Below are 11,450 nucleotides of genomic sequence, written 5' to 3'. Positions count from 1 at the left end.
AATGCGGATGCCGCGTCGGGCGGACGCGGGTTGAGATGTCGTTGCGGAACCAGGTTTTAGATCGACAAATGGATACAGCGTTACGACCTAGGAATGTCTCGCCCCAACTCCAGGGAAGCGGGTTGGTGCAATCCGATCGCGTTTCCGACTTCCTCGATTGGTGCAGAGGGTTTCTTCGCCGGCAATATCTTGTCATCGCGATCGCAACGCTGTGCTCGTTCGGGTTTGGACTCTTGTATCTCGTCCTCACGCCGCCGCAATACACCGCCAAGGCGATGATATTGATCGATAGCAGCAAGGTCCGGGTTCTTCAGCCTCAGCAACAAGCGTTGGGCGACGCTCCGCTCGACACCGCACAGGTCGAAACGCAGGTCGAAGTTCTCAAGTCTGAGAAATTCGCACATGCCGTGATCAAGGAATTGCACCTGACCGAAGACCCGGAATTCGTCGGCCGAGGAGGTGGATTGCTTCATCGCATCGGGCTTGGCAATTCAACGCCGCCTTCGGAAACGGAGCTTGTCCGCGCTGCGACGCGAACGTTCCTGGCACGTCGGACGATCACGCGCGTCGGAAGGACCTACGCTATCGAGATCGGGTTTACGTCGAGCAATCCTGCGAGCGCCGCCGCTGTCGCCAATGGGATTGGTCAAGCCTATATTCTGGATCTGCTCCAGTCGAAATATCAGACGACGCGGCTTGCCAGTGACTGGCTGCAGGATCGCATCAAGGAGCTCCAGAACAGGGCATTGACGGCGGATAGAGCGGTCGTCGAGTACAAGGAGAAGAACAACATCGTGTCCATGGACGGTGGGGCAGGGTCCACCGTCTCGGGGCGTCTGATCGGGGAGCAACAACTCGCCGAATTCAATACGCAGCTGATCAACGCGCGCGTTGCCACGGGTGAAGCCAAGGCGCGGGTGCAGCGAATCAACGACGTTCTCAAGCAGGACAGCCCGGATGCGGCGACCGCGGATTCGTTGCATAACGAAGTCATTACCCGCATGCGCAACCAATATTTCGATTTGACCGCGCGTGAGGCCGACTGGACGAAGCGCTACGGCGCCGACCATCAGGCCGTGTTGCACCTTCGCGATCAGATCGAGGAGTTGCGCCGATCCATCAGGGAAGAACTCGGCCGCATAGCCGCGAGCTACAACAGCGACTACGAGATCGCAAAGGCGCGGGAGGAAAGTCTGCAACGGAAGGTGGCAAGCCTCGTCACGGAGGGGCAGTCCACCAATCGCGACCGGCTGGGACTGAACGAACTCGAGAGCAATGCAAGGGCCAATCACACGATTTACGATACATTCTTGCAGCGCTACACCGAAGCTCTTCAGCAGGAGTCATTTCCGATTACTGAAGCGCGCGTGGCTAATCCGGCGCTGCCGCCCGAACAAAAGAGCAGTCCGATCGCTTCGATCGTTCTCTTGGTCTCGGGACTATTCGGCCTCATCGCAGGTCTGGGCGTCGGAGCGCTGAAGGAGTCGCTCGATCTGGTGTTCCGTACCGCTCGACAGGTCGAGGAGGCGCTGCGGACGTCGTGTCTTGCGGTGCTGCCGCTCGTGACTGCGGCGAACGCACTGCCGCGGCCGGCGCGGCAAGAAGGCGCGCAGGAGCCAGGCGCGAGAGCTGTCCGTGGAAGGCATTCCGTCGCCAGACGGCTGCCGCAGGACCAAGTCGTGACGCTTACCAACACCTTGATGCGGCAAGTCGTGGAAGAGCCGTTTTCACCGCTCGCCGAGGGCGTGCGATCCATCAAGATTGCTGCAGAGCTTCAAGCGGCCTATGAAAAGAACAAGGTGATCGGCATAACGTCGACGCTGCCCGGCGAAGGCAAATCGACCCTTGCCTGCAATCTGGCAGAGCTGATGGCCGATGCGGGTAAGCGCGTGATCCTTATCGACGCCGATCTGCGAAAGCCGACGCTCGTGGATAACCTCGAGCCGAAGCCGGCAGTGGGATGGCTTGAGCTGCTCGAGGGCAAGGCCGATCTGTCGCAGGTGGTACGGTTCGATGCCGAGACCGGTCTTGCAATGCTCCCGTCGATTGGCGATGCGAGTCTCGCGCATACCGATGAAGTCGTTTCGTCCGACGCGTTCAGAGACCTGCTGGAGCAACTGCGCGAGCAATACGACTACGTTATCCTGGATCTTCCGCCACTCGGTCCCATCGTCGATGTCCGCGCGGCAACGCAGAGCGTGGACTCCTTCATTTTCGTGGTGGAGTGGGGCCGCCTGCGCGTCAACCTGGTCCAACGTTGCCTGGACTCCGCGCCTGAGGTCCATGACCGCCTCTTGGGCGTCGTCCTCAACAAGGCCGATCCAAAGATGCTTGATCGCCACGACCACGGTTACGGTGGCCTCTATTGGAGCCAGCCTTACGGGCAGTATGGGCGCTCCTGATATCCCCGCGCATCGGAAAAGCAACTCACGCAACGACCTGAGGCCTGACATAGAAGGCCAAGCGGCGCTCCGCGAGCTGCTCCGGCCGTGAGAGCGTGGAGTGCATTCGTCTCCCGTTGCTCCGTCCTGTTTTCGCAATCCCCGCAGCAGCATCGTCTAATGAGCAGAACCGCACGTTGGCGCACGCCCGCCGGGCGGGAGGCGGCCTCGCGCGAACGGCGTCGCGCCGGCTTGCTGAGGTGTGTTAGCTCGGTGCGAATGAAGCGTCATGCGATTAAGAAATATCCCGGTCATCGCGTGCTGCCTGATCTGGTCGACCTGCTTGGGCGGCTGCGGCTTCATTTCCATGTCGGGGCCGGCGAGCCTGGACGTGAGGAGCGAAAACACCACGACTTTGCCCTACGCCCTCGTGAAGCTTACTCCCGAGATCGTCCAGATACTCGAGAAGTTCGAGCCCAATGGAATTCCAGGAAGTCTGGCGGATAGCAAGCCTCCGAGCAGCATCCGCTTCGGTATTGGCGACATCGTCAGTGTGACGATCTTCGAAGCATCCGCAGGCGGGCTCTATGTTCCCCTGGAGGCCGGCGTGCGTCCGGGCAATTACGTGAGCCTTCCGGATCAGTCCGTCGACAACGACGGCAATATCACCGTGCCCTATGCCGGCAGAATTCGTGCGGCAGGTCGCACCAACGGGGAAATCCAGGACGACATCCTCCAACACATCAGGAAGCGCGCGATCGACCCGCAGGTCATCGTGACGGCGAGCCAGCAGCGTTCGTCGCTCGTCAGCGTCTTCGGCGAAGTCCGGACGCCGGTGCGGTTTCCCATGCCGTCGGCTGGCGCGCAGGATCGAATTACCGACGCGATCACGCGCGCGGGCGGCATCAGCGGCGCCGGCTGGGAGACGTGGGTTGTCCTCGAACGCAACGGCAAGCGGGCAACGGTGCCTTTCGGCAATCTGGTCTATTGGCCCGCGAGCAACATCTTCGTACAGCCGGGAGATCGAATCTATCTGTACCGGGAGCCGATGAAGTTCACGGCCTTTGGCGCGACGGGCCAGCAGGGCGAGTTCAATTTCGATGCGTGGCGGATCAATCTGACGCAGGCGGTCGCCAAGGCAGGGGGCCTGCTCGACCTGCAGGCCGATCCGGGATCGGTGTTTCTCTATCGCCGCGAACCGCGCGAGGTGGCGCAGCAACTCGGGGTCGATTGCTCGAAATTCAACGGCGATACCGTGCCGATCATCTTCAATGTCAGCTTCCAGGATCCGGCGGGTTATTTCATCTCGACCAAGATGAAGATGCGTCCTTTCGACGTGCTCTATGCTGCCAACGCGCCGCAGGTGGACATCACCAAGGTGCTTAACTTTATCAATACGGCGGTCACAACGGCCGATGACGCGGCGCTTCTGGTCAATGATGTGAAGGGGCTTCGAACGAGGCTCTAGGTGAAGGCATGTACGTACGAAGCAGCTTCGATGTCTCGAATCGGGAACGGGTCTCATTCGGTAATTGCGAGAGCATGAGAATCTCGTATCGTATCAGGCGGCCGGCAATGGTATCATTCCCGCGGGGCAGCCGGATCTAAGCGCGCTGGTCATTGGAGGCTCGCAGCATGGGCGCCGCTCTGTCGAGACACGGATTTGTTCGTCGTGATGGCCTTGCGGCCTGTCTGATCGCGATCATCGCATCGCCAGTCATGGCCCAGGCCCCTGGCTCGGCCAATCCAACCGCCCAGCAGCGTGAGGGCACGATCATCGGCGGCAGGCCGACCGGCTCGACGGTACAGCGTTGCGTCGATGTGCAGATCGGCAGCGATAGCGCGTTCGGCTGTTTGAACGAACAGCTTCGGCGAGAGGTGGACAAGGTCAATCCAACGCTCAATCTGCCGCCGATCGATGCACGTTCGTCCGATGTGCGCGTGGGCAATCCCAACGAGGCGGCCATCCGCCAGCAATATGGTTCCAACTACGGTCGTTCGGCCACTCCGTTCCGTCCTCCCGCCATTCCCAACGTGCTGCCGCACCGCTGATGTCGCGATCCCTTGCAAGAGCCAAGACCGTCGGAGCCGAACGCCGATTGTGGCCATCGGCCGCGTTGTGCCTGTTGATTGTCCTGAACGGCACGGCAAGGGCGCAAGACGATGAGGTCGGCCGCACGGCCGACACCAGCAACACCGCAGTATCGTCGACAGATGCGGACGATACCGCGCCCGAGCCTCTGAAGCTCGAACCGTTCGCGCCGAAACCGCTCACGGCCGCCGATTTTCCCCCTGCCAATCCGCTTCTCTTCACCTACTCTTACCGGACGAGCGCAATGTTCGGCCGCGACTGGCGCGCCGGGCGCGCGCAATACCGGCAGCTGATCGAGCGTGAATCGCTTGCCTCCGGCCTTCCGCCTGCGCTCGTGGATGCGGTCATGGCGGTCGAGAGCCGATACAATGCGGCCGTCGTCGGGATGGATGGCGAGGTCGGCCTGATGCAGGTCATGCTGCCGACCGCAAGGATGATGGGTTTTACCGGGACACCTGCCGAACTGGCTACGCCCGACGTCAACGTGCATTACGGCGTCCGCTATCTTGCCGGCGCCTGGCGTCTCGCCCATGAGGATCTCTGCACGGCGACGATGAAATATCGCGCCGGTCACGGCGAAACCCGGTTTTCCTATCTGTCGGTCGAATATTGCGCGCGCGTCCGCGCGCACCTGGCAGCCAACGGGGTTGCCGTCACCGGCTCCGTCCCGCAGCCGACGTTCGGCAGGCCCGGTGGTGGCGGTGGTGGTGGTGGTGCCGCCCCGCGCGGCGGCCGCGTCCGGACCGCCATCGGGAGCACGGTCAACTTTGCCGAGCTCAACACGCGCCTGCGCGGCGCGGTCGAGCGAAAATCGCCGTCCGATCTACGCTGATCCAATTCAAGCTGAGATTCAATCGGCGGCCTGGCGGCTGGCCTGCCGGATCATGCCCGCTTCTTGCTGCCCGTTTGACGCCTGCGTCGCACCGCAGGCGCCGGGCGGCCGGTCGCCAGTGCCTCGCCGATCGCGCGCCAGCATTTTACGGCATCGCGGAAGGCTCGCTCATGAGCGGAACTTTTGCCGCGCCAGTCCATCAGTTGTTCGGCATCCGCGATCGTCGCCTCACCCGATTTGAGGCGCATGATCCACGACAACGCCTCACGGATTAGCGGATCTAAGTGATCGACCTGATGGTTTCGCTTCGTCACGGCCCAGCGCTTTCCCGCCCATGCCGGTCATGAGCGGATGGCCCCGATCGACATATCTCTTTAACTGAGACGATGCGACGCGCTGAAAACCGAATTTGTCGCGTACGGGTCTTTTGAGGCGCTCGGCGCAGTGCTCGACCGCCTGCTTCAGGTCGGTCTCGACGGTCCGTACAGTGACCCCGAGCAGCGCGGCGATCTCGCGGTTAGGCAAGCCCTCGATGCGCGAAAGCATCAGGACGCGGCGACGGCGTTCCGGAAGCTCGGCGATCGCGCGCTTGAGCTGCTCGACGTCCGAACGATCCTCGATCACGCGCGCTGCGTCGGGCTGATCGTCCGGGATCTCCAGCATGGCGTCGACCTCGTCGGAGGTGAGGCGGCGCTTCTCTGCGCGGCGGCGATCGGTGGCGATGTTGAGGGCGATCCGAAACAGATAGGCCTTGGGGCTGCGCACTGTCCCGATCTCCCGCATGCCGGCGAGACGGAGATAGGTCTCATTGAGCGCTTCGGAGGCGAGGTCCGGCGAGCCGAGGCGGCGCGTCAGTCGCCGATCGAAGTCGACATACTCGGCGAGCAGCAAGCTGCGCAGGTTGGAGATGACGTCGATAGTCATGTTACGCCCCACTTATTAAACCCCGAATTTTGGTCGGACGGTAGAGAGGGCGCACAACGATAATGTGACGAATTGTTGGAGAGTAACGCATGTATCGCGATAGTCGTGTTATGTTGCGCGAAATCATCACATCATCGATCGCTCCTGACGCGGCTTGCGAGAATCTTTTCGCACGGGCCGTGAGCGTGACGTCTATCGGATAAGGCCAGGCAGACCGGCGTGTTCCGGTCGGTTCGGGCTGTCCGAAAGATCACTGCGGTCGCGACGATCCGGCCGCAATGCGAGCATGATATAGAGGCTCAGGTGAATTCGCGTGGTCTGTATGAGAGGAGCGCGCGCCGCCATGCGCAGCTTCCGTTGCGCACCGTGCGGAGAAGCGGGTCGGCTTCAGCGTGGACCGTGCAGTTCGTCTTCTGCGGTCTCTTGATCTGCGCAATATGTATCAGCCCGGCGGTTGCGAGGCCCGGAGCCGGCGCCGCCAAGCCGGACCAGCCCAAGCCTGCGGAAACCAAGCCTGCGGAAACCACGCCGGCGAAGAACGCTGCAGACGCCGCCAAGCCGGCGGCTCCGAAAGCTCATTTCGATATCGACGAGTTTCGCGTCGAGGGGGCGGACAACCTGCCGCAGATCGAGGTCGAGGCGGCGGTCTATCCATTCCTGGGTCCGAACAAGAGCGAAGAGGACGTCGAGAAGGCCCGCGCCGCGGTGGAGAAGGCCTATCACGACAAAGGTCTCCAGACGGTCAGCGTCGCAGTTCCGCAGCAGGATGCGCAACGCGGCTTCGTCGTGCTCAAGGTCACCGAGAACCGGGTCGGACAGCTCCGCGTCAAGGGCTCGCGATACTTCGACCTCAAGAACATCAAGGATAACGCTCCCTCGCTGAAGGAGGGAACGTTGCCGAATTTGCAGAACGTGACGAAGGACATCGTCGCGCTCAATCGCTGGGCCGACCGGCGCATCACCCCGGCGCTGCGCGCGGGCGTGGCGCCCGGAACGGTCGACGTCGATCTCAACGTCGACGACACCTATCCGCTGCACGGCAGCGTCGAGCTCAACAACAAGCAGAGCCCGAGCACCACGCCACTACGGACCAGCGTCTCGATGCACTATGACAACCTCTGGCAGCTGGGCCATTCCATGACCTGGACCTACCAGGTCGCGCCGTTGAATCCGAAAGATGCGATGGTCGTCTCCGGCTCCTACCTGGCGCGGACGGAGATCGATTGGCTGAGCGTTCTCGTCTATGGCCTGGTCTCGGACAGCTCGGTCGCGACCGTTGGCGGTGCCAACGTCGTCGGCCCAGGCCAGGTGGTCGGCGGGCGTGCTGTTCTGACGCTGCCGTCCAGGGGCGACCTGTTCCAGACATTGTCGCTCGGCGTCGACTACAAGGACTTCAAGCAGTCGCTTCGACTGGGCACCGATGCGTTCGACTCTCCGGTGACATACGTGCCGCTCGTCGGGACCTACGGAGCCACATGGCAGGGCGATGGCCACCTCACGCAGCTCAACGCCACGATCACCACCGGCCTGCGTGGAATTGGCTCCAGCCGCGATGAATTCGACGCCAAGCGCTTCGACGCGACAGCAAGCTTCATCACGCTGCGCGCCGACATCTCGCATACCCAGGATTTTGCCGGCGGGTTCCAGCTCTACGCCAAACTCCAGGGACAGGTGGCCGACCAGCCGCTGGTGTCCAGCGAGCAGTTCAGCCTCGGCGGCCATGACACGGTGCGCGGCTATCTCGAATCCGAGGTGCTCGGCGACTACGGCGTCGCCGGTACGCTCGAGCTGCGGACGCCAAATCTGGCGCAATATCTCGAGCAGAAACTACCCAATCCGCTCGGAGATGCCATCAAGTACAACGCATTCGACGAGTGGCGTTTCTTCGCCTTCGTCGACGGCGGCAATGCCAGGATCCACGAGCCGCTGACCGATCAGCAATCGCATTTCGATCTCGCCAGCTACGGACTCGGCATGCGCATGAAGAGCCTGCGTTACCTCAACAGCATCGTGTTCGTCGGAATGCCGCTGACCACCCAGCAGGTCACCGTCGCCAATCATCCACGGTTCAGCTTTCGGGTCTGGGGAGAATTCTAGATGTCGCTCCTTCGCTTCAAGTCGCGCCGCGGAAACGGGCTGAGTGCACCGTTGATGCTGTTTCTCGTCCTCGCGGCCGTGTTGTGGCCGAAAGCTGCGTCAGCGTGGTGGAACGACCAGTGGACGTTGCGCAAGAAGGTTACGATCGACACCGGTCAGTCCGGCGCCGGGATCAGTGACGCGATCGGCACGGCGCCGATCCTGGTGCGGCTGCATGTCGGCAATTTCCGCTTCGGCGCCGCCAAGGACGACGGCGGCGATCTCCGCTTTATCGCGGCAGACGACAAGACGCCGCTCAAGCATCACGTCGAGAAATATGACTCCCTGCTTGGCGAGGCACTGGTGTGGGTCAGCGTTCCGGATCTGAAGCCGGGCACGAAGAACGATATCTGGCTCTACTACGGAAACCAGAAGGCGCCGACCGCGGTCGACGCCAAGGGGACTTACGATCCCGATACGCTGCTGGTTTATCATTTCAACGATCGTGGAACGCCTGCCCAGGATGTCACGGCCTGGGCCAATTCCGCGCAGAATGCGGTGCCTGCGGCCGACGGCGCCATCATCGGGCAGGGCGCGCGTCTCGATGGACAGACCGCGATTTCGCTTCCCGGCTCTCCGTCGCTCGTGCTTGCCGAAGGCGGTGAGCTGACCTGGTCGCTCTGGGTCAAGATGACCGCACCGCAGCCGGGTGCCGTGCTGTTTTCGCGCACTGAGGGCGCGAACGGACTCACCGTCGGGCTGGACAACGGTGTCGCGTTCGTCGAAGTCGCGAACGGCGGCAACAAGCAGCGCAGCGCCGGCGGTGCGGCTATCGCGGCTGCAGGCTGGCATCAGATCGCCTTCACGGCCAAGGGCGGCCAGATCACGCTCTTTGTCGACGGCAGCCAGGTCGCCACATTGGCGGCCAGCCTGCCGACCATGACCGGCGTGGCGCAGCTTGGATCGGCAGCGCCTGCGGCAGCTCCGGCTGCGACTCCGACCGCGGATGCGACCCAGGCCGCGCCCGCGGCAGATGCGGCCCAAACTCCGGCCCCCGCGGCCGCACCGGCAGGAACGGTGGCGGGATTTGCGGGCGACGTCGACGAATTCGAGATTGCGAAGGTCGCGCGCCCGCCCGGCTTCATCAAGCTGTCTGCAATCGGGCAGGGACCCGATCAGGCGAAACTGATGTCGTTCAGCGTCGATGAAGAAAACGCGGGTTGGTTCAGCGGCGGCTATTTCGGCGTAATCCTGCGCTCGGTGACGCTCGATGGCTGGGTCGTCATCGGCCTCCTGGCGATCATGGCGCTCATCAGCTGGTACGTCATGGTCGATCGCATCTCGTATCTGAACCGGGTCTCGCGCGGCAACGAGCTCTTCCTCGGACATTTCCGTCAGACCTCGACCGATATCGGCGGGCTGCTTCAGCTCGACAGCGAAAACGACCCGAGCTTCGGCGGCGAGCTCGGCAAGAAGCAGCGCAAGGCGATCCATGCCGCACCGCTCTATCGCTTGTTCGCGGCCGGCGCGCAGGAAATCCGCAAGCGCTTTGCCGGCGGCGGTTATCGCCGACTGTCGCCGCAGGCCATTCAGTCGATCCGCGCCGTGCTCGACAGCGGTTTCGTTCGCGAAAGCCAGCGCCTCAACCGGCTGATGGTGATGCTGACCATCGCGATCTCGGGCGGCCCGTTCCTCGGCCTGCTCGGCACGGTGGTCGGCGTCATGATCACCTTCGCGGCGATCGCGGCCTCCGGCGATGTCAACGTCAACGCGATCGCGCCGGGCATCGCGGCCGCGCTGGTCGCGACCGTCGCCGGTCTCGGCGTCGCGATCCCAGCGCTGTTTGCCTACAACTACCTCACGATCCGCATCAAGGACGTGAGCAGCGAGATGCAGGTCTTCGTCGACGAGTTCATCACACGGATCGCTGAATCCTACGACGTGCCGGACGAACCGGTGAAGCAGGCGGCGGAGTGAACCCATGCAAGTCCAGTCCGAAAGCAAGCCATACGACGATATCAACATCACGCCGATGCTCGATCTCGCCTATGTTCTGCTGGTGATCTTCATCATCATGACCACGGCGACCGTGCAGGGCATGAAGGTTAACCTGCCGAAGGCGAGCGCGGCGCCGAGCCTTGCCCAGCAAACCACGAAGGCGATTACGGTCGCCAATGATGGCAAGCTGTTCCTCGACACGATCCCCGTGACGCTGGCCGAGCTCGAGCAGCGGCTGGTGCAGCAGCGCGCGCTGACGCCCGAATTTCCGATCGTCGTGCGCGGGGACGCCCAGACCCAGTATCAGAACGTGGTCGACGTGCTCGACATGCTCGGCCGCCTCAACTTCACGCAGGTCGGCATGGCGACCAAGCCGGTGGCTCGGTGAAGCGGGCTGCATGTGACACCGATGGATCAGCGCGACACCAACGAGGAGAACGAAGGACCGGCGTGGCGGCGTTATCTGCTGCTGGCTGGCGGCGGTCTCCTGGTGGTCGCTCTGATGGTCGGCGGCATCTTGGTTCTCATGAGCGGCGACAAGAACCCGCCCCGCAAGGTGAACGAACTTCAGGTGACGATGATCGTTCCGCCGCCGCCGCCACCGCCACCACCGCCGCCTCCACCCGAGCAGCAGCCGGAACAACAGCCCGAGCAGAAAGTGATGGAGCAGCCGCAGGTCAAGGATGTCGTCGAGGAGAAGCCGGTCGACATCCCGAAGGACGCGCCGCCCGACGCGGGGCCGGATCCGACGCCGGGCCCGCCGGATCTTGGCCTCGGCAACGGGCCGGGCAGCGGCGGTCTTTCGCAGGGCAAGGGGCGCGGCGGAGGCGGTGGCGGCGGCGGAAGCAAATTTGGCTGGTACGCCAGCCTTGTGCAGACGCAAATCGAGGCCGCCTTGGGCAAAAACGAAAAGACACGCCACGCCGTCATGCAGGTCAAGGTCAAGTTGTGGTCCGACGCGACCGGCCGCGTCAGCCGCGTGCAATTGGTGTCTTCGACGGGCAATGGCGAGCTCGACGCGGTGATCCGCGACCAGATTCTCGGCGGCATGACGTTGCGAGAACCGCCGCCGAAGGAAATGCCGATGCCGATCGTGATGCAGGTGACGGCGCGCAGCCCGAGTTGAAGTGAAGACGGAACGGCGCAG

10 protein-coding genes are annotated in these 11,450 nt (G+C 62.9%); 8 read left to right on the top strand and 2 right to left on the bottom strand.

The genetic code is table 11. The features are described 5' to 3' along the window. Positions 1-125: 125 nt before the first annotated feature. The 4 genes from JQ621_RS17330 (at position 126) to JQ621_RS17315 (ending at position 5,305) form a co-directional block, all read left to right on the top strand. Positions 126-2,402, top strand: coding sequence for a polysaccharide biosynthesis tyrosine autokinase (locus JQ621_RS17330; RefSeq protein ID WP_212235889.1), 2,277 nt, complete (start codon positions 126-128; stop codon positions 2,400-2,402). Between the two features lie 268 nt (positions 2,403-2,670). After that, positions 2,671-3,849, top strand: a complete 1,179-nt coding sequence (locus JQ621_RS17325; RefSeq protein WP_249125354.1) for a polysaccharide biosynthesis/export family protein — start codon at positions 2,671-2,673, stop codon at positions 3,847-3,849. A 167-nt stretch (positions 3,850-4,016) separates the two neighbouring features. After that, on the top strand, positions 4,017-4,433 hold the full coding sequence (locus JQ621_RS35465; RefSeq protein WP_249125353.1) for a hypothetical protein: 417 nt from the start codon (positions 4,017-4,019) through the stop codon (positions 4,431-4,433). After that, positions 4,433-5,305, top strand: coding sequence for a lytic transglycosylase domain-containing protein (locus JQ621_RS17315; RefSeq protein ID WP_212235888.1), 873 nt, complete (start codon positions 4,433-4,435; stop codon positions 5,303-5,305). The genes JQ621_RS35465 and JQ621_RS17315 overlap by 1 nt, the downstream gene beginning before the upstream one ends. A 50-nt stretch (positions 5,306-5,355) precedes the next feature. Here JQ621_RS17315 and JQ621_RS17310 read toward each other — a convergent pair whose 3' ends face one another. Both JQ621_RS17310 and JQ621_RS17305 read right to left on the bottom strand, forming a co-directional pair. Next, on the bottom strand, positions 5,356-5,619 hold the full coding sequence (locus tag JQ621_RS17310) for a FecR/PupR family sigma factor regulator (RefSeq protein ID WP_212235887.1): 264 nt from the start codon (positions 5,617-5,619) through the stop codon (positions 5,356-5,358). Continuing rightward, positions 5,570-6,229, bottom strand: a complete 660-nt coding sequence (locus JQ621_RS17305; RefSeq protein ID WP_212235886.1) for an RNA polymerase sigma factor — start codon at positions 6,227-6,229, stop codon at positions 5,570-5,572. Before JQ621_RS17305 ends, JQ621_RS17310 begins: the two co-directional genes overlap by 50 nt. 399 nt (positions 6,230-6,628) lie before the next feature. Between JQ621_RS17305 and JQ621_RS17300 the strand changes: the two genes are divergently transcribed. Genes JQ621_RS17300 through JQ621_RS17285 form a run of 4 tightly spaced genes read left to right on the top strand, consistent with a single transcriptional unit; the run spans position 6,629 to position 11,429 of the window. After that, positions 6,629-8,326, top strand: a complete 1,698-nt coding sequence (locus JQ621_RS17300; RefSeq protein WP_212235885.1) for a ShlB/FhaC/HecB family hemolysin secretion/activation protein — start codon at positions 6,629-6,631, stop codon at positions 8,324-8,326. Continuing rightward, a complete protein-coding gene (locus JQ621_RS17295; protein ID WP_212235884.1) occupies positions 8,327-10,282 on the top strand; it encodes a DUF2341 domain-containing protein in 1,956 nt (651 codons plus the stop codon). A gap of 4 nt (positions 10,283-10,286) precedes the next feature. After that, entirely contained in the window at positions 10,287-10,691 is a 405-nt protein-coding gene (locus JQ621_RS17290; protein WP_212235883.1) for an ExbD/TolR family protein, read from the top strand. Between the two features lie 21 nt (positions 10,692-10,712). After that, a complete protein-coding gene (locus JQ621_RS17285; RefSeq protein WP_212235882.1) occupies positions 10,713-11,429 on the top strand; it encodes a TonB C-terminal domain-containing protein in 717 nt (238 codons plus the stop codon). Positions 11,430-11,450 lie beyond the last annotated feature (21 nt).

The sequence above is a fragment of the Bradyrhizobium manausense genome, from assembly GCF_018129685.1.
Classification (GTDB): domain Bacteria; phylum Pseudomonadota; class Alphaproteobacteria; order Rhizobiales; family Xanthobacteraceae; genus Bradyrhizobium; species Bradyrhizobium manausense_D.
The sequence above is the reverse complement of the archived record's forward strand: the minus strand, read 5'-3'. Positions and strand labels throughout refer to the sequence as shown.

Excerpts from the sequence above, each read along its gene's own strand:
- JQ621_RS17295 (WP_212235884.1), top strand. The coding sequence starts at position 8,327 with ATGTCGCTCCTTCGCTTCAAGTCGCGCCGCGGAAACGGGCTGAGTGCA.
- JQ621_RS17285 (WP_212235882.1), top strand. The coding sequence starts at position 10,713 with ATGGATCAGCGCGACACCAACGAGGAGAACGAAGGACCGGCGTGGCGG.
- JQ621_RS17290 (WP_212235883.1), top strand. The coding sequence starts at position 10,287 with ATGCAAGTCCAGTCCGAAAGCAAGCCATACGACGATATCAACATCACG.
- JQ621_RS17315 (WP_212235888.1), top strand. The coding sequence starts at position 4,433 with ATGTCGCGATCCCTTGCAAGAGCCAAGACCGTCGGAGCCGAACGCCGA.
- JQ621_RS35465 (WP_249125353.1), top strand. The coding sequence starts at position 4,017 with ATGGGCGCCGCTCTGTCGAGACACGGATTTGTTCGTCGTGATGGCCTT.
- JQ621_RS17305 (WP_212235886.1), bottom strand. The coding sequence starts at position 6,229 with ATGACTATCGACGTCATCTCCAACCTGCGCAGCTTGCTGCTCGCCGAG.
- JQ621_RS17325 (WP_249125354.1), top strand. The coding sequence starts at position 2,671 with ATGCGATTAAGAAATATCCCGGTCATCGCGTGCTGCCTGATCTGGTCG.